Here is a 21,394-nt window from a genome sequence, read left to right on the forward strand (position 1 = left end):
TGCCGACACCACATTTTCGCTCCACGTCGCGCGCCATTTGCATGCGCGCGACGGACTTACGCATGGACATGTTTCGATGAAAGACGCTTTTGAACGACGCGCGCTGCTGCTGCATCTCGGCGACGCGCTGCAGGCCATCGACGCGGCGCTCGCCGCTGACACACCTCGCCACACCTTGCAGGATCTGTTGAACGCGCAGACGGATCTGGCCGCACGGACGTGGCTCGCAGCCGTATCGCCCGATATGAAGGCATCCGACTTCGCGAAGCGCATGAGCGCCGCGTTTGCCGCATGGCCTGCGTTGCTGCTGGAAGAGCAGGTCGACTACACACGCCTCGCATTGACGGTGCGTGACCATCTGTTCGCGGACGATCCCGCGGGCTGGCGCCGCTATGTCGATGCGATCAGGAGCGAGGTCGAATGGTTCGGCGAAGCGTTGCCTTCCGCCGATGCCGTCGATACTGCCGCCTACGCGCAGGCATCGGATGAAGCGGAGCCGCTCACGAACGACAGCACCGATATCGAGCGTGCCGAAGAACCCGGCGATCGACCGCGCGAAAACGTCGAAAGCAATGGAGGCTTGTATCCGGCATGGCCGTGGAAGCCGGGCGTGTGACGAAATGCAATCGCCTCGCGTCACCGGTTGCGCTCCGGCTGCCGCGAGGCGATCAGAGGTCACGCGTATCAATACGCGTGTTCAAACGAGCCAATCAATAGCCCCAGCGTTCGCGTTGACGCTCGCGCCACATATGTTCACGCCAGGCTTCGTGACGTCGCCATTCGTGTTCGCGCCACTCATGCTCACGCCAGTCGCGGCGTGCGCGCCAGTCATCGGCATAGCCGACGGCAACGGGGGCGGGCGCAGCATACACGGGCTGCGCAGGCACGACCACGCCCGGCACGCCCAGACCCACGGCTACATCGACGTGCGCGGAAGCCGCCGCCGAAGCCGCCAGCATTGCCACACCGATAGCTGCACCAAGCATCATCTTCTTCATTTTTGCTCCCTGCGCATGGTTGCGCGTCACTGATTGACGGCTTCAGTCTAGGGGCGCATGCGGGACACAGGTGCTACAGCGATGCGAGAAAAGTAACGTGGGGTTACAGCGCGATGTGCATCACGAACGAAGCCGCGCTTGTGCACGCTTATAGACACTTACGCAGCGCACAGCCTCGGCACACGATGAAACTGACGGTCGAAGTAGATGAGGCTGTCGCCATCGGCGCATACGCGGATCTGTACGGCCTCGACGAACATCACGGAATGCGAGCCCACTTCCTTCAATTCGACGATGGTCCCTTGCAGGCTCGCGAGTGCATCGCGCAGCACGGGCACGCCGTGCAGACCTTCGTCCCAGATCGGCAACCCGAAGCGCGCATCCATCGGCAGTTGCGTGAGTCCCGCGAAGTGCCGCGCGAGCAGTTCATGATGACCCGGCAACACATTGATGCAGACGTTGCGGTTGCGTTCGAACACGGCATGCATTGCGCTCGACCGGTTCATGCAGACGAGCAGCGTGGGCGGCGCATCCGTCACCGAGCAGACAGCGCTCGCCGTGATGCCACAGCGCCCGGACGGACCGGACGTCGTGATGACGTTGACGGCTGCGCCCAGATGCGCCATCGCCTGGCGAAACTGTTTGCGCGCGTCGTCGGGTGAGAGCGTGGTCGCGTGAAGAGCGGACGGTTGGGACATGTGCATGCCTTCCTGTACGTTGAGTCGCTGCCGGTCGATCTCGCTTGCGACGATTGCGCGCGCGACGATCCCATGACGCAAGCGTACGGCACGCATCGCACGAATAAAATCCGCGCGAGCGGCACATGCGTTAGCACGCTTCCCGAGCCGGCTAAAGGTTTTACCAGGTTGCATTTCACGCGCATTCGAGCATTGAGCGCGAGTACGCGCCGGAAACGGAAAAAGCCTGCACAGAAGGCTTTTCATGCGTATTTCGGCTGGTTATGATGGGCTTCCACAATAATTGACAGGTAACGCGTGGAGACAGCCGGACGTCGAACGGCGCGCATTGCCGATGGTTCGAGAAGGTTCAAGACATGAGTTCAGCGAGCAAGGCGCCATCCACCGGTTCGCCCGCGCCCGTCGTGTACATCGTCGATGACGACAACGGCATGCGCACATCACTGGCGTGGCTGCTGGAGTCGGTTGGCGTGAAGTCGGAAGGATTCGCGAACGCCGCCGATTTTCTGCAGGCGTTCGATGCGAACGTGCCCGCATGCCTCGTGCTCGATGTGCGGATGCCCGAGACGAGCGGCTTCGATGTGCAGGCGGAACTCAACGCACGCGGCGCGACGCTGCCGATCATCTTCGTGAGCGGGCACGGCGACATTCCGATGTCGGTGCGCGCGTTGCAGAACGGCGCGATCGATTTCGTCGAGAAACCGTACAACTCGCAGCAGATGCTCGAACGCATTCAGCGCGCGATGAAACTCGCGACGCAACGGCATGCAGCGGACCAGAAGCATCGCGAGCTGCGTCAGCGGATCGAGTCGCTGACGGCGCGTGAAAAGGAAGTGCTGCGCGGCGTGCTGGACGGCAAAGGCAGCAAGCGCATCGCATCGGATCTGTCGATCAGCGTGAAGACAGTCGACGTGCATCGCGCGAGCATCAAGGACAAGCTCGGCGCGTCGTCGATCGCCACGCTGGTGCGCGATGTGATGGCCGTGTGGAATACGGGCGAGGGCGGACGCGAATAGTGTCGAAGTGCATGGCATTGCCATACACTTCGTGTGTTCTATCGCATGTAAAGGCCGCCGTTCACGTCCCAGCACGCGCCGTTTGCAAAGTAGGCATCGCCCGATGCGAGCAGCAACGCAACCTGCGCCACGTAATCCGCCGAACCGAGACGCCCGACGGGAATGCTCGACACCACCTTGTCGAGCTTGTCGGCGGGCACGCTTTCATGAACGATCGGCAAATCGAGTGGTCCCGGCGAGATGGCATTGACGGTCACGCCATGCGCAGCGAGATCGCGTGCGAACACCTTGGTCAACGTGATCGCACCGCCTTTCGCAGCGGCATAGTGCGCGCCCGTCGCCGAGCCGCCGTTTTGTCCCGCGAGCGAAGCGATATTGACGATACGTCCCACGCCGCGCTCCGCGAAATACTGGCCGAACACCTGGCAGCCGAATAGCACGCTGCGCAGATTGATATCGATGACCTGATCGAATTGCTCGGCGGTGATCTCCATCACGGGCACGACTTTCGACGCGCCCGCGTTGTTCACGAGTACATCGACCTGTCCCCATCGGGCGATCAATGCATCGCGCGCTGCTTCGAAATCTTCCTTGCGCGTGACGTCGAGGCGAATTGCGCATGCCGTCTGATGGTCAGCGCTCAATTCGGCGGCCAGCGTTTGCGCGGCATCGAATGCGATATCGGCGAGTGCGACGCTGTAGCCCGCGCGATGAAACTGCTGCGCGACGACGGCACCGAGACCACGTGCCGCGCCCGTTACGATGACAACCCTGTTCGACATGAGTAATGGTTCCTTCGCTGCGTGCATTCATACGAACGCACGCTGTTGACATCAAGACGCGGCGAGCGCCGCTTCGAAGTGCGCGGCGACGGCGCATACCTGTTCGTCCGCGCCCTTGCGTCCGATGATCTGCAAGCCGGCCTTTAGTGTCGAGCCTTCGATCGGAATTGGCAGGCTCAACGCGGGGTGGCCGCTCAGATTGAACGGGCGGATCAGCGACGACATCGCGATGACGGAGGTGCCGTTGCGCGCCGCTTCGATGGTGATGGGCAGCGCGGGCAACGTCGGCATCACGAGCACATCGGCGCTGTCGAGCGCGTGATCGACGGCGTTCGTGAACGCACGTCGCACGCGTTCGGCGGCATCGAGTTGCGTCTGTGTGGTTTGCGCTGCGGCGCGCAGACGCGCGTCGAGATCCGCACCGAGCTTGCCCGTGTCGACGAGATGACCGAATGCACGCGACGTTTCGACGTTGATCACGGCGAGGCCCGCGTCGAAGGCGTCTTTCATGTGTTCGAGTTCGATGACGCGCGATGCGAACTCTGCGACGCGCACGGCACGCGCTACGCCTCGCCCGATAGCGGCGTCGGCATCGACGGAAACGATCGCGACGTTGGCGTTTGCGTTCGAACGCTTTGCAGTAGCCGCATCGAATGCAGGCGTGATCGCGGCCATCGCGGCGATGAGCGTTGCGATATCGCGCGTGAACGGACCGACGCAATCGAGCGTCGATTCACGCGGCGCGACGCCATGCCGCGACACACGCCCGAAGGTCGGCTTGAGTCCGATCACGCCGCAACAGGCTGCTGGTCCGCGAATCGAGCCACCCGTATCCGTGCCGAGCGCGGCGTCGACGAGCTTCAATCCGACAGCCGATGCCGAGCCGCTCGACGAACCGCCCGGAATGCGCGCGGCGTCCTGCGGATTGACGGGCGTGCCCGTGTAATCGTTGATGCCCGTCATGCCGAATGCAAGTTCGTGCATGTTCGCTTTGCCCGTAATACGCCAGCCCGCATCGAGCAAACGCTGCACGACTTCGGCATGCGCGGAGGCGGGCGGCGCGTCGGCGAGCGCGCGGCTTGCGCCCGTCGTCGGATAGCCAGCGATGTCGATCGAATCCTTGATTGCGATGGTCGGGCCTTGCGCGGCGGCATCCGCGCTCAACGTGAATTCGCTGATGAATGCAGTCATGATGTCATGTCCTTGCGAGCGTTGACTTGCCAGGGCGCATCGAACAGACGCTCGGTGCGAAAGTGCTGGATCAGCCACGTATGTCCCTTCGTAGCGGGCACGAAATCGATCTCGAGCCGAGCGGCGATCAGTTCGGCGCGCGCATCGACATAGCCCGACGCCTGCAGCATGATCCAGCGGCCTTTTGCGTGCGCGCCATCCACTTCGATTGTCTCCGAGGTAAGGAAGTGCACATTGGTCGCAAAGTGCGGAACGGGCGGCAGATAACGCTGCAGCATCGCGAGAATCGCGTCATGTCCTTGCAAGTGGCCGAATTTTTGCGTGTATTGCGGACCGATGCCTTCCCAGATCGCGTCTTCCGTAAAGAGCGCGGCGAGCGATTCGCCGTCGAGTGCGCCCGAGGGCACATCGCACAAAGCCATATAGCGCGCGATCGTTTTACGCACCGCGTTTTCGGCTTCGAGTGCGGCGATGCGGACTTTCAATGCCTCGAACGCGGCAATGGGCAACGTGATATCGCTCATGATTCAGGACGCATTCTGCGCTGCCGCGTTTGCCGCAGCGGGCGGCACCGTCAACGCACGGCCGACGCGCGCCTCGATCTTGCCATAGCGCCACAGGTTGTATTCGCCGACGGGTGTCGTGCGATACAGGTTGCACACGGCGACGGCCGTGTCGAAATCGGCGACGTCGGCCATGATGTAGAAGGTCCACGGCGCACCATCCGACTGTCCGACCACAAGCCGGTCGTCATCCATCACGCCGAGCACACGCACGTTCTCCATTGCTTCGACGGCGGCCAGCATCTTGCCGTACGCCTGCCATACCTCGCCGATCTGCTCGCGCGGCAAGTCGAAGAAATTCTGCGTGACGCCGCAGCAGAACAGTACGCGCAATGGCAACGAACGATTGTCAGTCATGAAACGAAACTCCCTTGAATACAGGTGTAGAAAAAGTAGCTTGATCGGTTACAGATAGCCGGGAATAGGCGGCACGCCGACGAAGACGGCACCCGCGCCGTCGTAATTGCCTTCGCCGAGAAAAGCGTGCTGTGTGACGACCATCGCATCGCGCATCAGGCGCTGCAACGGATGCGAGCGATAGATCGCCATCGTGCCGCCCAGCCGGTACGCGCGGCTCACGACATCGGCGCCTTCACGCGCAATCTGCGTCGCGGCGAGACGCAGCAGGCTCACTTGATCCGGCGTCACGTCGTTGCCGGCGAGAATCGACTGCCACACGCTATCCGTCGATTCATAGAAGAACGCGCGCGCCGAGCGCAATTGCGCTTCAGCCTTCGCGAGTTCGATGCGGTAGTACGCGCGGTCCGCGAGTTGCGGGGCGCCCGTCGTCGTCTTGCGGCCGCCCGCCATCTGGTTCGCGACATCGAGCGCGGCGCGGGCGAGCCCGAGGTTTACGACGGCGAGTACCTGTGCAGCGTAGGCAATGGTCGGATAGCGATACAGCGGTTCGTCGACGGTCGGCGTGCCGCCGCGCACGAAGGTCCAGTCGTCGGCGACGAGCTGGTCGGTCACGCGCAAATCGTGACTGCCCGTGCCCTGCATGCCGACCACGTCCCAGTTCTCGACGATTTCGACCTGCTCTGCCGGGAACACGGCGGTACGCGGCTTGCCGGGCGCAGCACCGTCCCTGCTGCCCGTGCTGATCCCTACGCCCAGCCAGTCCGCGCCCTTGCAGCCGCTCGCGAACTTCCATGTGCCGTTCACGCGCCAGCCGCCGGGTGCCGGTTGCGCGGGCTGCACGGGAAACAGGCCACCCGCGAACACCTGATCGGGACCGGCCGCATAGATGGCTGCCTGTGTCGCAAGCGGCAGCGCCGCGAGATACACGTTCGCCGATCCGAAGCTCGCGACCCATGCCGCCGAGCCGTCGGCAACGGCGATACGTTCGATCATCGCGAGGAATTCGCCCGGAGCGCGCGCGTCGCCACTGAAGCGCCGGGGCGTGCCAGCGCGATAGATGCCGGCGCGCTTGAGCTTTGCGATCACATCGCGCGGCACGTGCGAGATGCGATCGAATTCGTCGCGACGTGTGGCGATTTCAGCGATCACGTCGTCGAGGGAAAGCGCGTTAGGCGCTTCGCGTTGCAACGGCTCGATGCTGCGTTCATCACATGAAGCGAGGGCTGCGGCGGTGGCTGACATGTCGAATCCTCCTGAATGCGTTTGACGTTGTTGACGCGTTGTTGACGTTCAGGCCAGTCTAGAAATGCAAAAAAGCGCCATCAATTGGGGCGCCGATCCCCGTTTCCTGGTATCGACGCCTGCCCGTCTAAAGAAATCTTTAGCGCCGTGACAGGTGAGGCGGGTGTTATGGTTACGCGTGCCATCAAGGTCCGTCGAACGCGCATCATGAACTTTCCCGCCGAAGAAGATTTTCACCGCCTGCTCGATGCGTTGACGCTGTGCGTGCTGCTGCACGACGCGCAGACGAAGGCGATCGTGTGGGCCAATCACGCCGCGTGCGTCGCGCTCGGTTTTACGCTTGAAGAACTGCTGCCGCTGAAAGCGTCCGACATGACGCGTCCCGAACCGAAGTACCGGCGCGAAGTCGGCGTGGCTGCGATGGATCGCGCGATCACGCAAGGGCCGCAGGTGTACGAGTGGTGCTACCGGTCGCGTGAGGGTGTCGACATGCTGTCGGAGGCGATCGCGACGTATGTGCCGCTGCACGAGCGTGCCGTGGTCATGGTGCAGTTTCGCGACATCAGCGCGGAAGAAGCGGTGCGGCAGAAGTTGCGCCGCTACGAAACGCGTCTGCGCGAATTCATGCAGGATCTCGGCGAAGGCGTAGCCGTGCTGACGCCACGCGGCAAACTCGAATTCATCAGCGAATCGGGGCGTCGCGTGCTGGGCGTGATGCCTGGCGAGCCACTTGGCGGCGTGCTCGATTACTGCACGCTCGCGGATCGGAACCGGCTCGTCACGCAACTGCGTCACGCGACGAGCGAACAGCCCACGCATGCGCAGCGTTATCGCATCACGCGGCGCGACGGCGCGACGCGCTGGTTGCGTATCACGTGCCGAAGAGTGTCGATCGAGAACGATCTGAACGGCTTGCTGATCCACTTTCGCGACATCAGCGATGAGGTCGCGACCGAGGAAGCGCGGCGCACGGAAGCGCGCATGCTCGAATACGCGGGCCGCTACAACGCGATGGGCGAGATGGCGACTGCCGTTGCCCACGAGTTGAGCCAGCCGCTTGCAGCCGTGCGCAATTTCATCGAAGGCGCGATTCAACGGTTGAACCAGGGCAGTATCGATTCCGCCATTTGGGGCCTGCGCAGCGCGGACCGTCAGGCCGAGCATGCGGCGCTCATCATCAAGAGCGTGCGCGAATATGTCGTCAAGCGCGAGCCGACGGAAACGCACGCCGATCTGCGCGATATCCTCAACGACGTCGCGTACTTCATCGAATTGCGCGCGAAAGAAGAGGGCGTGTGCGTGCGGATCGAACAGGCGCAAGAAGCCTTGCCCGTATTTTGCGAGCGCGTGCTGATCGGGCAGGTGATCCTGAACCTCGCGTTCAACGCGGTTGAAGCTTTGACGGAGACGAAGGCCGCGACGGGCATCGTGACACTCGCGACCGCATTGGCGGGCGAACGTGCCGAATTGCGCGTGATCGACAACGGTCCCGGCGTGCCTGCCGATGCGCATGAACGGCTGTTCGACGGCTTCTCGTCGTCGAAGGCGGGCGGTAATGGCATCGGGCTCTCGCTGTGCAAGAACATCGTCGCGCGACATGGCGGACGTATCTGGGCACAGCCTGCGCATGAAGGCGGCCTCGACTGCCGCTTCGCGTTGCCGCTTGCGCCCGCCGCCGACGCGGCCATCTAGATTGGCGTCAACGTCCAAGCGCGCGGGCCGTCTGACCGCCAATGCCGAAGTCGGTGTTGGGGATGTCCTTGATCATCACGCGCGTCGCCTGAAGCGGTGCGTCGAGCACGGCCGCAGCCGTTTCGGATAACGCCGCGATCAGCGACTGCTTTTGCGCATCGGTGCGGCCCGCAATCAGGATCGCGACGATCACGGGCAGCGAAGGCGGCGCACCGTTGGCAGCCGTCTTACCGCCCAGACCGATATGCGTGCCGGGCAATTCGCTGAGCAGGATGCGCACCGATTCGGCGGGCGCGTTGATCGCGCTGACGGTGGCCTGCGTCAGGCCCTGGATCAGCGACGCCTTGCGCGCTTCGTCGTGCCCATGCGGCAGATAGACTTCGAGTGTAGGCATTAACCATCGCTCCTTGCGCACAGCGGTTCGGCTTTTGCATTGAAACGCCGCCGCTGTGCGCATGAAAAACTCACAGCAGGAAACCGATCGCGCTCAGTGCTTCCGTCGAATCGATCAGGCGAATCACCTTTTCGACGAGACGCGGTTCGCCCGTCGTGAAGCTGATCTTGTGCGTGAGATCGGCGGCGAAAATCGTCGGCGTGCCGCGCTTGTACGCAACAATCACCTGCGCCGATTTGACTTCGACCACGTCGGCGACGTCGCTCGTCAACGTGAAGCGCGACACGGTTCGCACCGTGCGCGCCGCATCGGTCGCCGATGCTGAATAGCCGGACGTCATCCGTTGCACACGCTTCTCGCGCATGTCGTGATCGTCGTACGCATAGTTCAGCGTCGCGGCGTAGTCGGTCGTCTGCGGATCGATGGGCACGACATAGAAGCTCGACGGCTCCCACAATTCGAGCCACGCGCGATAGTCGCGACGGTCGAGCAATTCGGCTTCGCGCCAGATGAATTCGATCGCGCGCGCGAAGGTCTGTTGCGAGAAGAGTGCGTTACGGTCGTCCATCATGCCTGCTCCATCATTGCGCGCCATTGGCGATACGCTTCGCGCATGCCCGTTTCATCTGTTGCGTGTGCTGTCTTTTCGCCGTTCGCAGCCGTCGTTTCGCGATTCAGGCCGCGGTTGACGAGAATGGGCACATCGGGGCCCGCATACGAACCGCGCTGCACGCGTTCCCAGGCTTCCGCGTCATCGGGACTGCCGAAACCGAACGGACCCTGGAAGTGTTCGTGGATGCGCAGGCGCACGCGGTTCGCTTCGTCGGGGCCGCCGTCCATCGCGAGCGCAACGTGGCGAATCTCCGTTTCTTCCGCGGAAATGGGCCGCAGCACGCGGAAAAAGGCCATCGACAGCGCGAGGTTCGGGAACAGGTTCAGATTGAAGCCGACGCCCATCAGCGAGCGCACGATGCGCCGCACTTCTTCCGGCGAGTGACGCTCCGCGAGTGTCGCGGCGAGTTCGTTGAAGCGCTCGGGCAGCGGCGCGCCGTCGTCCTTGTCGAGATCGACGATTTCGGGCACCAGCACGGCAAGACTATGGCCGTTGCCGAGCGAACGGCAGAACGCGTCTTCGCTCGTCATGAAGCTGGTGATCGCGGCAGCCGTTTCGTCGTCGATCGATTTCATCCACGATTTGTGCACGACCGGGAAGTGATACAGATCCGTCGTGTTTTCCAGCTGGATTTTCCAGTTGCCCTTGAACTTGAACTTGTGCTCGCCGTTCGCCTTGATCGGATAGCCTGCGCCTTGCTTCATGAACAGGTCGATCCACGGCTTCGCACCGCCGAGAAAATCTTCGAGCGGTTCGATCTCGTCGTTGAAGCTCGCGAAGATCAGCCCTTGATAAATACCGACGCGCAGCTTCGCGAGCGGCAGGTCGCCTTTCTCGCAAACGCCTTCATAGCCGTCGCCATAGGGCAGCGCGCGCAGCGTGCCGTCGAGCGCATACGACCAGCTGTGATACGGACACGTGAAGCCTTTCGCATTGCCCTTGTGCTCTTCGCACACGGTCGCGCCGCGATGCCGGCAGCGGTTCTGCAGCACGTTCACGGTGCCCGTCTTGTCGCGTACGACGATCACGGGTTGTTTGCCGATCGTCGTCGTGCGGAAGTCGCCGGGGTTCGGCAGTTCGCTTTCGTGAGCCACCCACACCCAGGTTTTGTAGAAAATCCGCTCGAGTTCGGCTTCGAACAGGTTCGGGTCGTAGTACAGCGAGGGCGCGATGCGATCGGACTGAACGCGGCCGCTCAGCGCACTCGTGTCGATGGTCTGCCAGGTAGTGTCGCTCATCGGTGTGTATGTCGGGACGTGATTGTCGGAAGTGGAAATCGAACGAAAGTGGACACATGTCGTGTTTGTTTCGCGTTGACACCAGTCTCGCTTTGCACCGATCATGCGTCAAATCGATTAAAAATCAGCCGGTCAATAAGTCCGGCAAATAGTCGGAAGTTCATCATGACCTCACTCGATCACGTCGACCTCAATCTGTTGCGTGTGTTTCAGGCGATCGTCGACGAACGCAGCCTCACGAAAGCGGGGGAACGTCTCGCACTTTCGCAGCCGGCCATCAGCTATTCGCTGGCGCGTTTGCGCACGTTGTTCGACGATCCGTTGTTCATCCGTACGCGTTCGGGCATGCAGCCCACGCCGATTGCGCTGGAACTCGCGGGCATCGTGGGCCGCGCACTCGATACCGTGCGCGAGGCGCTGCGTTATGCGGAGAGTTTCGATCCCGAAACGAGCACGCGCACGTTCCGCCTGTCGCTCTCCGATGCAGGGGAAATGGCCTATCTGCCCGCGATCTGCGAGGCATTGCACGAGCGCGCGCCGCGCGTGAAGCTCTCGGTCGAGCCGTTGCCTGTGGAAGAGATGGAAGACGCGCTGCGTTCTAGCAGGCTCGATTTCGCAATCGGCAATTTGCCGCTGCTGATGGCGCGCACGCGCCATCAGTTGCTATTCGAAGAGACGTATGTGTGCATGACGCGCAAGCGTCGCGGTTTGCCCGCAGGCCCGGCGTTGAGCCTCGATCATTTTCTGCAGGCGTCGCACGTGCAGGTGCGCTCCGTCGAGCACAGCCATCATGCGCTAGACGATGCGTTGCGGGCGCAGGGCGTGGGCCGCAATATCGTGCTGCAATTGCCGCATTTCGTTGCGTTGCCGTCCGTGCTGGCCGTCACCGATCTGTTTGCGACGCTGCCGCGAAGGCTGGCAGGCATCCTCAATCGCAGCGACGTGTTTCGCATCTACACGCTGCCCGTGTCGATTCCGCAGGCCACCGTGACGATGCACTGGCACGAGCACTTTCACGAAGACGAAGGCATCGCGTGGATGCGCGATCTGATGGCCGAGATGGTGAAGCGCTTCGACGAGAAATAAGCTCAGAGATCGAGGACGAGTACGGGCGAGCGCGAGCGCGACACGCAACAGCAGATCACGCTGTTGCTCGCGCGTTCGGCTTTGCTCAGGCAATGGTCGCGATGTTCGGGCTCGCCGCTCACCACGTCGACCATGCAGGTGCCGCATACGCCTTCGCCGCATGACGTGTCTACTTCGATGCCGATTGCGGCAAGGGCATCGACGATCGACGTCTTGCTGTCGATGCGCACGGTTTGCCCTGTGCTCGCAAGCTGCACGTCGAAGCTGTCGAGCGAATCGCTGGCAACGGGTTGCGGATCGGCCGTAAAGCGTTCGAGATGAATCGCATCGGCGGGCAAGCGTGCTTCGCCCGCGGCGACGACGCGATCCATGAACGGCACCGGGCCACATGTGTAGACATGCGCGCCTTGCGGTGCATCTTCAAGACACGCAGCGAGTTCGGCGTCGAGCGCATCCGGTTCGATGCCGAAGTGCAGTTTCACATGCGCATCGAACGGCGCGCGCGACAGCAGAGGAAGAAACGCGGCATGCTCTTCACTGCGCGCGAAATAGTGCAGTTCGAAGGGCGCGCTCATCTTGACGAGACGATGCGCCATCGAAAGCAAAGGCGTAATGCCGATGCCCGCGCCGATCAACACATGCGTGCTGGCTTCTTCGACAAGGCGAAACAGATTGCGCGGCGCGCCGATCGACAGTTCGGTGCCGATCTGCACATCGTCGTGCAGCGAACGCGAGCCGCCGCGCGATTGCGCTTCCTTCTTGACGGCGAACAGATGCGACTCGCGGCAGTCGGGGTCGCCGCACAACGAGTACTGGCGCGTCACGCCAGCGGGACTCGTGACGTCGATGTGCGCGCCGGGTTCGTACGTGTCGAACGGCTGGCCATCGAGGCGCGAAACGACGAATGAACGGACGCCGTGTGCTTCGTCGCGCACGGCGTCGACGCGAACCTTGAACGAATGAGCTTGCATGATGCGATCCAGTCTGTGGCTGTGTGTGCCCGCTTGTGGCTGTCAGGCGGAGTCACATTCAGCTTAAGGTTCGCATCCGGATCAGGCAAATCGATTAAAAATGGTTCGCTACATAAGCCGGTTTGATAATCGGTTGCGTGGACGCGTTACCGGTTCACGTCGACCACGAGGCGTCCGCGCACTTTGCCGTCGAGCACGTCGGTTGCGGCCGCGAGTGCTTCGGCAAGGCTGACTTCCTTCACCATCGATGCGAGCCGTTCGGTGCTGAGGTCTTCGGCGATACGTTGCCACGCCTCGACGCGGCGCGCATGCGGAGCCATCACGCTGTCGATGCCCGCGAGCGTCACGCCGCGCAGAATGAACGGCGCGACGGTGGCGGGCAAGTCCATGCCTTGCGCGAGTCCGCATGCCGCGACGATGCCGCCATACGCGGTGCCCGCGCATGCGTTCGCGAGCGTGTGACTGCCGACGGCATCGACGGCGGCGACCCAGCGCTCTTTCGCGAGCGGCTTGCCGGGACCGGACAGCTCGGCGCGATCGATGATCTCCTGTGCGCCCAGTTCGTGCAGATAGCCCGATTCGCTGGGGCGTCCTGTCGACGCGATCACCTGATAGCCGCGCCGCGCGAGCAGCATGATCGCGACACTGCCGACGCCGCCCGCCGCGCCCGTCACGAGGATCTTGCCTTGCGCGGGTGTGACGCCATGGCGCTCGAGCGCGAGCACGCACAGCATCGCCGTGTAGCCCGCGGTGCCGACAGCCATCGCATCGCGCGACGTGAGCGGCGAGGGCATGGGCACGAGCCAGTCGCCGCTCACGCGCGCGCGTTGCGCGAGCCCACCCCAATGCTTTTCACCGACGCCATAGCCGTTCAGGATCACAGGGTCACCCGCTTTCCAGTGCGGATGTTCGCTCGACTCGACGACACCCGCGAAGTCGATGCCCGGCACCATCGGGAAGCTGCGCACGACGGGCGAGCGGCCCGTGATCGCAAGCGCGTCCTTGTAATTGAGCGTCGACCATTCGATGCGCACGGTCACGTCGCCAGCGGGCAATTGCGCTTCGTCGATATCGCGGATAGATGCGTGGCTGCCGTTGTCCTGCTTCTCGATCAAGATCCCTTTCATGGTCCCGTCCGTTGAGTCGTCTGTTGAGTCGTCCATTGCGTTCGCCCGTGAGCGTTGCATATCAGTCTAGGAGTCTAGGCGAATGCGGACAGCGTGGCGCGTCTTGCAGCGTTCAACAATTCTTCGGGTCGTTGCTGCCGGCGCCTGAAACGCGCGTATACGCAAACGGCACGCGTGTGCGTGCCGTTTGCCTTTTGTCGAACGAATGGGGAGCGGCCGTCAGCGAGTGTAGTAGCCCCGCTGCTGCATACATTTCGAGTACGCGGCCCAGTAGCGGACCATCGGCGGCTCGGGCGGAGGCGGTGGCGGCATGGCCGCGAGCGATGCCGATCCGTCCACCGGCATGCTGGCGCCCGAGGCCGCGAGCGCACCCGAGGCAGGTGCTGCTCCCGACGCCGCAAGCGTCGCCGAAGCACCCGATGCCGCAGCGGCCGTAGTGGGGGTCGCCACGCCGCTTGCACCGCTGGCTGCCTGCGCGGTCGCGGTTCCGCTCGCGCCGGCGGGCGCGGACGCTGCCGTCGCCGCGGATGCACCGGACGCGCCCGCCGCGGAGGGCAAGGGCGGATTGAGCGGCACAGGCGCGATGATAGGGCGTGGCGCGGCATCCGCCACCTTGCTGGGCGGCGGCGGACGTTGCGACTCGTGCGCCATGTTGACGTGCGTCGTCTTGTTGGCGTCTGCGTAACACGCGGCCGTATCCACGGCCTGTTGTGCGGGGCCTTGACTACGGCCCGGATAAGTCAGCGGCTGCTGCGCAACGGATGCGCCGCTGACGATGAACAGCGCGATTGCAGCATGGGCGAAGCGTCTCATAGGCGAGCGGACTCCCTGGCGAAGTCTTTGGTCTTGTCGGCGCAAATGCGCGTCGCGAGGTACGCATGTAGCCATGATGTACAAATATGACCGATGCAGCCGGTCAGGCCATCGAAGGCCGAAGGAAAGCTATCTCAGGATATCGCGTCGCAGCGGCGCAGCACGCCAGAAGCACGCCATTCGTCGCCAATTTCCGTGCTGCAACGCGATATGCATGAATGCGTGGCGCCAGCTGCTCAATGCTCAATGCTCAATGCAGCAGGCCGAACACGGCGACGCCGTTGGTCGCGCCCACGTAGACCTTGCCGCGCGAGATCATTGGTGTAATGAACTTGTTGCCCGCGCCCCACTGATCGCGCGTCCCGGCCTGATTGCTGTTGTACAGTTCGCGCCCGAGATTCGTCGCGTCGTACGCGTGCAGCGCACCCGTCGTGCCGTTTTCGGCGGCCCACAGTATCGCGTTCGATGTACCGTTCGCGGAGATCGCGGGAACGGCGCCGGGATAAGCGAACGTCGTCGGGCTCTTCGACGCGGCCGTGGTCGCGAGCAGCGCGTTCGTGACGGGCAGCGCCTTGATGTTATCGTTCAGCGCGCCGTAGTAGACGGTGCCATTGAAATAGGCCGGAGAGCCCCAGATGCCGCCTGCCAGCGTGCCCGTCAACACCTGCCAGTTGTTGTTCGACGTCGGGCTGAATTTGCCCATCGCGTCGCGATCGACCACATAGATCTTGTTGTCCTTGCCCGCCGCGACGGCGAGATGCTTGACGGTGCCGTCCGCGGTCCTCTGGTCGGGTAACAGCATCGCGCCACCCGAGCCGAAATCGCCATCGACGTTCGCGAGTTGCACGACGTCGAACGATGCGAAGTAATCGGTGACCTTGAGCGGACTCGCCGAGAGCTTCATGAACGAGTTGCCGAAGTCGCTATCCACAGGGAAGCCGTTTGCGTCGAGCGTGGTGCCGAACGTGCCGTTGCCGTCCACTACATAAATGGACGTGCCGTCCGATGCCATGCCCGAACCCGCCATCCACACGGAGCCTTGATGCCCGTTCGGGGCGACGTTGACGACGCCTGTCTGCTTCAGTGTGTCGGCGCTGTAGCTCATGATCCAGCCGGTGTACGCGCCTCCCATGCAATGCGCCGTCCATCCCATGAAGATATTGCCGTTCACGAGCGTCAACGCGACGCGTTCCGTGTGCAGCGAAGGATCGAACGTGAGCACGCCGTTGACGCTGTTGCCGCCCGAACCCGGGTACGTGGCCGAGATTTCGCTCGGGCCGCCGAAAAGTTCGGCGCCGCTCGCGAGATCGAGTGCATGCAGACGATGATGAATGCCGCTGCTCGCGTCCTTCGTCATCGCGACGGCGTAGAGCACGCCGTTCGATCCGCGGCTGCGATCGATGACGGGCGTCGACGTAATGCCGATTTCAGGCGTGATATCGGTGCATCCCCGGTTGTCGCTGGGCGTTTCGTTCGCACCGTTCAGCGACACCTGCCACAGTTGCGCGTAATTGTCGGCGTCGTATGCATACACGCTGTTGTGCTCGGTGACGACGTAGATCACGTTGTGCGTCGTGCCGCCGATAGAAAGACTGGTCACAGATAGCGGTTGACCGTCCACCTTGCCGTCGGCGGAAAGAAACGCGACCTTGCCGAACGAAGCCGAATTCACATTGGACGGCGTGAGCGTCGTCTCGGCGAGCATTTGCCCCGTGCGCGCGAGATCGTTGTGATGCATCAGGACGTCAGTGGCGAAAGCGCCCGTGGAAGTCGATGGCGAACTGCTGCCTGAACCTGTTGTGCCTGAGCCAGAGCCTGAACCTGAGCTGCCGCTTGTGCCTGAGCTGCTTGTGCTTGCGTTGCTCGATGAACCGTTGCCGCATGCTGTGCAGAAGAGCGCGAGCGTGAGGGCGACGGTGGCTTTGCTGACGCGTGCAAGCGAGCGAGGCACATGGCCCGTCGCGGACGCAAGGGATGCTGACGGCGGTCGATGCATGCGTGTCTCTCCCCACGCCCGAATGGGCGCCCTCGCACGGTGGCATCGCGCGTTTCGCTGTTCTATGCGGCGCGAGCCGATCCTGTCATGGTATGAACGCGTGCGCGGGATGAACCGACATCGCATCGTCTCTTTCCGCCAGACGCTTGCATTTCTTTTTAAGCGAGCCAGTGACAGCGTTCGTATGCGTCAGTGCTGTCGATAGATTTCCGTATCGTCGCTGGCAGGTAACGACGGGGACTCTTCCGGCGGCGACCACGCCTGTACGGTCGGGGGAATGTTGTGTGGTGCAGGTTTTGCCGGTGCTTTCGTCGCGGCGCTTCTCGCAGCGAGGGTCTTCGTGCCGGCCTTGGACGGTGCCGTCTTGCTCGCGACCTTCACCGGCTTGCGCGCATTCTGTGTACTCGCTTGCGCGCAAGGCGTGCGTGCTCCGCACGCGGCACCCGGTTGCTTCGTAGCGGTCCGATGTTCCTGCTGCGCAGCCGTCGTCGCGCTGTGTGGACGCGCAGGAGCGGCGCTCGCAACCTGGCGCGCGCGTGGTGCAGGCTGCGGTAATGGCGGTGCGAGGGGCTTCGCCGACAGCTGTTTCGCCGGCAGTTGTTTCGCGGGCGTCCTGGCTGGCTGCTGAGTAGGCGATGCAGCGGGCGGTGTCGGCGGCAAACCCGGAGAGCTGCTTGCCAGCGTGCTGCTGTGCGCGTTGGCAGGCGTGTGGGTCGCAGCGGCCGCCATGACGGCGGCATCCGTCGCATCGCGACTGCGCAGCGTTTCGATCTGTTCTCGCAGCGTCCGCGCGAGTTCCTGTGTGCGATCGGCGATGCTCGCGTGATCGTTACGCGGTGCCGTGCGTAATTCGTTCTGGCCGATGATGCGTCGCAAGCGGCTCTGCATCGCGTCGCGTTCCGTCAGCGTGATGTAAGTGCCGAACACGATCGCAAAGCCAAGCAATATGACGGCAGCGCCTGTGCTGAGCTTCCAGTCGGGTGCACTCACGGACGCCGGCGCAGCGATACGACGCGGCCGTGCCCGAATGCGCCTGAAAAGCGGCGGATAAGTCGGTAATGAATCGCGCGCTTCATCCGTCGATGCATTCTCACTCACTTGCGGTAACGATGCGTCGAGCGGAAATAGCAGGTCGAGTGGCTGCGCAGATACCTCATGCTTTGCCACGTCTTTCGTCTCCGGCGCCGTCTTGCGTGAATCGTGCGGCGGCTCAGGACGCTTGCGAATCGTGTCCATCAGCGGACTCCCATGCCGGCACGAATGACGGCTTCGCACATTCTTCTCGTTGGCAACCATCTTGCGCAGGACGTGAGCGTGTCGCGACTGCGGGTCGCGCATGATCGCAACGGGCTTTATGCAATATGAGTCAGCTTCTGCAATAGGTCAATGAAACTCCGCTAATTAATTGAAAAAATCGGGTTTGCATGTATTCGAATTACGACAAACAGGCCGCTATGCAGTGTATCGATGTGGGAAATCGGCGCTCATTCGTCATTTTGCGAGATGTCCAATTCGAAAGAATGAAAGCGGATTGAGGTGATTTCAGAAAATAAAAAATAAATCATGGAGAAATGCTTAGTCATTTTGCGCCAATCATGTATCCCCATTTATAGGTCATTGAAAGTATGGGTAAATGCGACTGCTATATCGGCGAGGCAGGTAGGGTTAATACGCGCTTTATCACCTTCATGGTGCAGGAGCATAAATCAAACCCGCTTAATCATCATACGTTACAAAGTGTTACTCGGTTTCCGCAGACGTAAGACTATTCGTTCTGTAGCATTCGCCCTTGTAGAGAGAAGCACATATTCGGGATTATTCGTGTGACGGTTGCAAACGCCGTTCCACAAGGCTCCTGAATCGATTCGGCCTGATATATGCTTATATCGGACGAATTATCAGTAGTGACTGGAATTACTTTTTCAGTTACATCTGGTTGCAATCGGTTGGGCACGGCCTCACTCGCGCGGATATATGCCGCGAGCATGCAGGAAATGCGCTGCTCCAAATTACCGGCACCGCCGCCGCACCGGCAGTCGACGCAGTAAGAACGACTCCGCGTGCAAGACAGCCAACCTTGAAATCCCAAAGACGTTTTCGGGCATTTTTGCCTGGCGTTTTCGGACGGATTTCGATCGCCCATTCGTATTCCCCATGAAAGTCAATTCACTTCTCGTTTCGTCATCGATAGCGGTCCTTCTTGCGGGCTGTGGCGGTGGCGGTGGCGACTCGGGCGGCGTCGGTACGTCGTCCAATAGCGCCGCTCAAACATCCGCTCCGTCCGCTGCAAATGGGACGGCCAATGGCAACACCACGGGCAGTCTCAGCTGCGCATCGCCGTCGACTGCGAGCACGTCGGGAGGCGGCGCACTGATCTCCGCCGATACGCCGAGCAGCGACGGCACGCGCATGTTCGCGTCGGGCACGAGCTTTTCGCTCGAATTCACGACGAACTCGAGTAACGCCGATACGCTGGGCTGGTCTGTCACCGACACGACGGGCCGCGTCGCGGCGAACGGCAGCTTCCCGGTGCCGCGCGGCGCTGCGAAGACGAAGTTGACCTGCACGTCGACGCTCGCGGGCTACTTCGCAGCGTCGGGCAGCCTTAAGGCGGGCGGCGGCTCGCTGCCGCAAGCGGGGACGCGTCCCACGGGCATCGCGACGTTCGGCGTGATTCCGAACCTGAGCGACGTCGTGCCCGCCGTCACTTACGCGAAGCAGGAGCAGCACCGCTTCGGCATGCAGGGCGCCAACGATAATGCGGCGGTGCTTGCGGGCCTCGGCATCTCGCAGACGATCGACGATCGGCAGATGTCGGTAATGGAGCCGAATGGCGCGAACACGTTCAGCCCGTCGGCCGACAAGCTCGATTCGTTCTATACGTCGGGCAATGTGATGCGCCTGATCCGTCTGGATGGCGTGCCGGGCTGGGCGTCGAAGTCGGGCGGCTTCGAGGATTTCACGACCTTGCCGAAAGACACGTCGTATCTGCAGGACTATATGAGCCGTGTCGGCACCGAATCGAACGCGGTCCGCCTCAAGTACTTCCCTAAGCAGTCGGCGAACTTCTATCAGGTGACGTGGGAGCCTAATCAGTTCTGGACGGATACGGATGCCAATTTCGTGTCGCTGTACCAGTCGGTTTATCAGGGCATTCACTCGACCGATCAGAGTGCTGTCGTGATGGGGCCCGCGGACGCGTTCCCGAGTCTCACGAACAAACGGCTCGCGCGTATTGCTTCGCTGGGGTATGGCAAATACATCGACGGCGTCGCGACGCACGGCTATTACGACGCAGGCACATCGCCGTCGCATCCGCCGGAGCGTCTCGCCACGGACCCTGACGCCGCAACTGCTGCGAATGCGCTGAACAACTCGATGCGCACACTGCGTACGACGATGCTGAACCAGTATCGCGCGGGCATGAAGCTGTATCAGACGGAAGTGGGCATCAGTTACGACATCGGCTCCTCGTACGGTCCGAACTATCCGACGGGTAATGTGCTGTTCGCGCAAGGCGCTGTTGTCGCGCGCACGCACATCATTCTGCTCGGCGAAGGTGCGGACGTTTCGTACGTGTTCTACGGTGCGGACTATCCCGATGAAGTGGGGTACGGCACGTTCTTCGATCTGTCGAATGCACAAGGTTCGTACGGCGCGAGCAACATCAGCCCGAAGCCGGCGGCGATGGTGGTCAGTGCGATGTCGCGCATTCTGGACGGCACGAATACGCTGGGCCCTGTGAAGAGCACGCCGTCGGGTGTCTATGCATACTCGTTCCAGCAGCTCAACAACGGCTCGGTAATTACGGCCTTGTGGACGCACAGTAACAACGCGTGGAGCGCGAACTCGGGTTTCAGCTCGACGTATAGCGTGGCGTACAACCTCACGGTCGATTCACCGGGCACGAGCGGCACGGTCAAGGTGCTCGACATGATGGGCAATCCAATGACGCTGCACTACACGGACGGCACGCTGAAGCTGAATCTGACGGAAGCGCCGATCTACGTCGTGTCGAAGAATGCGGACGTGGCGAAGAGCAATGTCAATCCGCCGCCTGGGTACGTCGGTTCTTAAGCGTTGTGGTTGTTGAAGCGGGCGGTGGCCTTCAGGCTACCTGTCGTGCTGCGAGTACTTGTGAAAAGCGCGCGGATGTTCCGCGCGCTTTTTATTTCGAACGTCTCTTTGCGATTCGTGTGTTGCTCTCCGGGTGTAGAGATCTTTGCCGCAATTCGTGGCAAAGCATTGTTCTAAGAGGGCGCGGAGTGCAATCGCGTGCGCTTTGATTCCTGCCTATTAAAGTAGCAACGCAAATTTTTCTTAGGGCACGCGAAAAAAGTGCTTGACGGCCCCCTTGGGGTTCCGCATAATTCGGCCTCTCCAAACGACGGAGACGCAAGAAAGCAGCAGGAAACAGCAGCTTTTTAGCGAATGTTCTTTAAAAACTAACAGCCGATAAGTGTGGGTGCTCGATGGCGGCGCGCGGTGATCTTCGGGTCGCTGAATAGCGAAAGTAATCGAGTCTCACACGGAAGAAATTGAGGAAGGTTTGATGGAGTCGAAAGACTTGATCGAATCATCTGTCAGTGATTTTGAGTGAGCGACCGGGTTCGA

General features: G+C 61.9%; 20 protein-coding genes. 5 read left to right on the plus strand and 15 right to left on the minus strand.

The window, feature by feature from the left end; all coding sequences use genetic code 11:
• Positions 1–76: 76 nt before the first annotated feature.
• Positions 77–616, plus strand: coding sequence for a hypothetical protein (locus QEN71_RS07475; RefSeq protein ID WP_201656393.1), 540 nt, complete (start codon positions 77–79; stop codon positions 614–616).
• A 94-nt stretch (positions 617–710) separates the two neighbouring features.
• Here the strand turns inward: QEN71_RS07475 and QEN71_RS07480 are convergent, their stop codons facing one another.
• Both QEN71_RS07480 and hpaC read right to left on the minus strand, forming a co-directional pair.
• A complete protein-coding gene (locus tag QEN71_RS07480) occupies positions 711–998 on the minus strand; it encodes a hypothetical protein (protein WP_147233436.1) in 288 nt (95 codons plus the stop codon).
• A 158-nt stretch (positions 999–1,156) separates the two neighbouring features.
• A complete protein-coding gene (hpaC, locus tag QEN71_RS07485) occupies positions 1,157–1,696 on the minus strand; it encodes a 4-hydroxyphenylacetate 3-monooxygenase, reductase component (RefSeq protein ID WP_201656396.1) in 540 nt (179 codons plus the stop codon).
• Positions 1,697–2,052: 356 nt separating this feature from the next.
• On the opposite strand from hpaC, the gene QEN71_RS07490 reads away from it, so the two are divergent.
• Positions 2,053–2,712: a response regulator transcription factor gene (locus QEN71_RS07490; RefSeq protein WP_201656399.1), complete on the plus strand. Its 660-nt coding sequence runs from the start codon at positions 2,053–2,055 to the stop codon at positions 2,710–2,712.
• Between the two features lie 38 nt (positions 2,713–2,750).
• On the opposite strand, the gene QEN71_RS07495 is transcribed toward QEN71_RS07490, so the two are convergent.
• Genes QEN71_RS07495 through QEN71_RS07515 form a run of 5 tightly spaced genes read right to left on the minus strand, consistent with a single transcriptional unit; the run spans position 2,751 to position 6,850 of the window.
• Positions 2,751–3,494, minus strand: a complete 744-nt coding sequence (locus tag QEN71_RS07495) for an SDR family NAD(P)-dependent oxidoreductase (protein ID WP_201656402.1) — start codon at positions 3,492–3,494, stop codon at positions 2,751–2,753.
• A gap of 51 nt (positions 3,495–3,545) precedes the next feature.
• Positions 3,546–4,685 (minus strand): amidase, encoded by a 1,140-nt coding sequence (locus tag QEN71_RS07500; RefSeq protein ID WP_201656405.1) that lies wholly within the window; start codon positions 4,683–4,685, stop codon positions 3,546–3,548.
• Positions 4,682–5,209 (minus strand): nuclear transport factor 2 family protein, encoded by a 528-nt coding sequence (locus QEN71_RS07505; RefSeq protein WP_201656408.1) that lies wholly within the window; start codon positions 5,207–5,209, stop codon positions 4,682–4,684. The genes QEN71_RS07500 and QEN71_RS07505 overlap by 4 nt, the downstream gene beginning before the upstream one ends.
• A 3-nt stretch (positions 5,210–5,212) precedes the next feature.
• A complete protein-coding gene (locus QEN71_RS07510) occupies positions 5,213–5,605 on the minus strand; it encodes a hypothetical protein (protein WP_201656411.1) in 393 nt (130 codons plus the stop codon).
• 48 nt (positions 5,606–5,653) lie between these two features.
• Positions 5,654–6,850 carry an acyl-CoA dehydrogenase family protein gene (locus QEN71_RS07515; protein WP_201656414.1) on the minus strand — a complete coding sequence of 399 codons (1,197 nt, stop codon included), beginning with the start codon at positions 6,848–6,850 and terminating at the stop codon, positions 5,654–5,656.
• A 207-nt stretch (positions 6,851–7,057) separates the two neighbouring features.
• Here QEN71_RS07515 and QEN71_RS07520 point away from each other — a divergent pair, with 207 nt between their 5' ends.
• Positions 7,058–8,542: an ATP-binding protein gene (locus QEN71_RS07520; protein WP_201656417.1), complete on the plus strand. Its 1,485-nt coding sequence runs from the start codon at positions 7,058–7,060 to the stop codon at positions 8,540–8,542.
• Positions 8,543–8,549: 7 nt separating this feature from the next.
• Here QEN71_RS07520 and QEN71_RS07525 read toward each other — a convergent pair whose 3' ends face one another.
• From QEN71_RS07525 to QEN71_RS07535, 3 genes are all read right to left on the minus strand, one after another.
• Positions 8,550–8,936 carry a tautomerase family protein gene (locus QEN71_RS07525; RefSeq protein ID WP_028368198.1) on the minus strand — a complete coding sequence of 129 codons (387 nt, stop codon included), beginning with the start codon at positions 8,934–8,936 and terminating at the stop codon, positions 8,550–8,552.
• A 70-nt stretch (positions 8,937–9,006) separates the two neighbouring features.
• Positions 9,007–9,507 carry an aromatic-ring-hydroxylating dioxygenase subunit beta gene (locus QEN71_RS07530; RefSeq protein WP_201656420.1) on the minus strand — a complete coding sequence of 167 codons (501 nt, stop codon included), beginning with the start codon at positions 9,505–9,507 and terminating at the stop codon, positions 9,007–9,009.
• The gene (locus QEN71_RS07535) at positions 9,504–10,787 is read right to left on the minus strand and encodes an aromatic ring-hydroxylating oxygenase subunit alpha (RefSeq protein WP_201656424.1); all 1,284 of its coding nucleotides are present in this window, start codon (positions 10,785–10,787) and stop codon (positions 9,504–9,506) included. The genes QEN71_RS07530 and QEN71_RS07535 overlap by 4 nt, the downstream gene beginning before the upstream one ends.
• A gap of 165 nt (positions 10,788–10,952) precedes the next feature.
• Between QEN71_RS07535 and QEN71_RS07540 the strand changes: the two genes are divergently transcribed.
• Positions 10,953–11,873, plus strand: coding sequence for a LysR family transcriptional regulator (locus QEN71_RS07540; RefSeq protein ID WP_201656427.1), 921 nt, complete (start codon positions 10,953–10,955; stop codon positions 11,871–11,873).
• A gap of 2 nt (positions 11,874–11,875) precedes the next feature.
• Here the strand turns inward: QEN71_RS07540 and QEN71_RS07545 are convergent, their stop codons facing one another.
• The 5 genes from QEN71_RS07545 to QEN71_RS07565 form a co-directional block, all read right to left on the minus strand.
• Entirely contained in the window at positions 11,876–12,844 is a 969-nt protein-coding gene (locus tag QEN71_RS07545) for a PDR/VanB family oxidoreductase (RefSeq protein WP_201656430.1), read from the minus strand.
• Positions 12,845–12,990: 146 nt separating this feature from the next.
• Positions 12,991–13,971, minus strand: a complete 981-nt coding sequence (acuI, locus tag QEN71_RS07550) for an acrylyl-CoA reductase (NADPH) (RefSeq protein WP_201656432.1) — start codon at positions 13,969–13,971, stop codon at positions 12,991–12,993.
• Positions 13,972–14,190: 219 nt separating this feature from the next.
• Positions 14,191–14,784: a hypothetical protein gene (locus QEN71_RS07555; protein ID WP_201656435.1), complete on the minus strand. Its 594-nt coding sequence runs from the start codon at positions 14,782–14,784 to the stop codon at positions 14,191–14,193.
• A gap of 250 nt (positions 14,785–15,034) precedes the next feature.
• Positions 15,035–16,780 (minus strand): PQQ-binding-like beta-propeller repeat protein, encoded by a 1,746-nt coding sequence (locus QEN71_RS07560; RefSeq protein ID WP_201656438.1) that lies wholly within the window; start codon positions 16,778–16,780, stop codon positions 15,035–15,037.
• Positions 16,781–16,969: 189 nt separating this feature from the next.
• Positions 16,970–18,016 (minus strand): hypothetical protein, encoded by a 1,047-nt coding sequence (locus QEN71_RS07565; RefSeq protein ID WP_201656441.1) that lies wholly within the window; start codon positions 18,014–18,016, stop codon positions 16,970–16,972.
• Between the two features lie 918 nt (positions 18,017–18,934).
• Here QEN71_RS07565 and QEN71_RS07570 point away from each other — a divergent pair.
• A complete protein-coding gene (locus QEN71_RS07570) occupies positions 18,935–20,857 on the plus strand; it encodes a hypothetical protein (protein ID WP_201656444.1) in 1,923 nt (640 codons plus the stop codon).
• Positions 20,858–21,394 lie beyond the last annotated feature (537 nt).

Origin of the sequence: Paraburkholderia sabiae (genome assembly GCF_030412785.1) — a bacterium.
Lineage (GTDB): Bacteria > Pseudomonadota > Gammaproteobacteria > Burkholderiales > Burkholderiaceae > Paraburkholderia > Paraburkholderia sabiae.

Coding starts and splice junctions, on each gene's coding strand:
- QEN71_RS07475 (WP_201656393.1), top strand. CDS start 77: ATGAAAGACGCTTTTGAACGACGCGCGCTGCTGCTGCATCTCGGCGAC.
- acuI (WP_201656432.1), bottom strand. CDS start 13,971: ATGAAAGGGATCTTGATCGAGAAGCAGGACAACGGCAGCCACGCATCT.
- QEN71_RS07510 (WP_201656411.1), bottom strand. CDS start 5,605: ATGACTGACAATCGTTCGTTGCCATTGCGCGTACTGTTCTGCTGCGGC.
- QEN71_RS07545 (WP_201656430.1), bottom strand. CDS start 12,844: ATGCAAGCTCATTCGTTCAAGGTTCGCGTCGACGCCGTGCGCGACGAA.
- QEN71_RS07500 (WP_201656405.1), bottom strand. CDS start 4,685: ATGACTGCATTCATCAGCGAATTCACGTTGAGCGCGGATGCCGCCGCG.
- QEN71_RS07480 (WP_147233436.1), bottom strand. CDS start 998: ATGAAGAAGATGATGCTTGGTGCAGCTATCGGTGTGGCAATGCTGGCG.
- QEN71_RS07525 (WP_028368198.1), bottom strand. CDS start 8,936: ATGCCTACACTCGAAGTCTATCTGCCGCATGGGCACGACGAAGCGCGC.
- QEN71_RS07520 (WP_201656417.1), top strand. CDS start 7,058: ATGAACTTTCCCGCCGAAGAAGATTTTCACCGCCTGCTCGATGCGTTG.
- hpaC (WP_201656396.1), bottom strand. CDS start 1,696: ATGTCCCAACCGTCCGCTCTTCACGCGACCACGCTCTCACCCGACGAC.
- QEN71_RS07490 (WP_201656399.1), top strand. CDS start 2,053: ATGAGTTCAGCGAGCAAGGCGCCATCCACCGGTTCGCCCGCGCCCGTC.
- QEN71_RS07505 (WP_201656408.1), bottom strand. CDS start 5,209: ATGAGCGATATCACGTTGCCCATTGCCGCGTTCGAGGCATTGAAAGTC.
- QEN71_RS07540 (WP_201656427.1), top strand. CDS start 10,953: ATGACCTCACTCGATCACGTCGACCTCAATCTGTTGCGTGTGTTTCAG.
- QEN71_RS07560 (WP_201656438.1), bottom strand. CDS start 16,780: ATGCATCGACCGCCGTCAGCATCCCTTGCGTCCGCGACGGGCCATGTG.
- QEN71_RS07515 (WP_201656414.1), bottom strand. CDS start 6,850: ATGTCAGCCACCGCCGCAGCCCTCGCTTCATGTGATGAACGCAGCATC.
- QEN71_RS07565 (WP_201656441.1), bottom strand. CDS start 18,016: ATGGACACGATTCGCAAGCGTCCTGAGCCGCCGCACGATTCACGCAAG.
- QEN71_RS07495 (WP_201656402.1), bottom strand. CDS start 3,494: ATGTCGAACAGGGTTGTCATCGTAACGGGCGCGGCACGTGGTCTCGGT.
- QEN71_RS07530 (WP_201656420.1), bottom strand. CDS start 9,507: ATGATGGACGACCGTAACGCACTCTTCTCGCAACAGACCTTCGCGCGC.
- QEN71_RS07570 (WP_201656444.1), top strand. CDS start 18,935: ATGAAAGTCAATTCACTTCTCGTTTCGTCATCGATAGCGGTCCTTCTT.
- QEN71_RS07555 (WP_201656435.1), bottom strand. CDS start 14,784: ATGAGACGCTTCGCCCATGCTGCAATCGCGCTGTTCATCGTCAGCGGC.
- QEN71_RS07535 (WP_201656424.1), bottom strand. CDS start 10,787: ATGAGCGACACTACCTGGCAGACCATCGACACGAGTGCGCTGAGCGGC.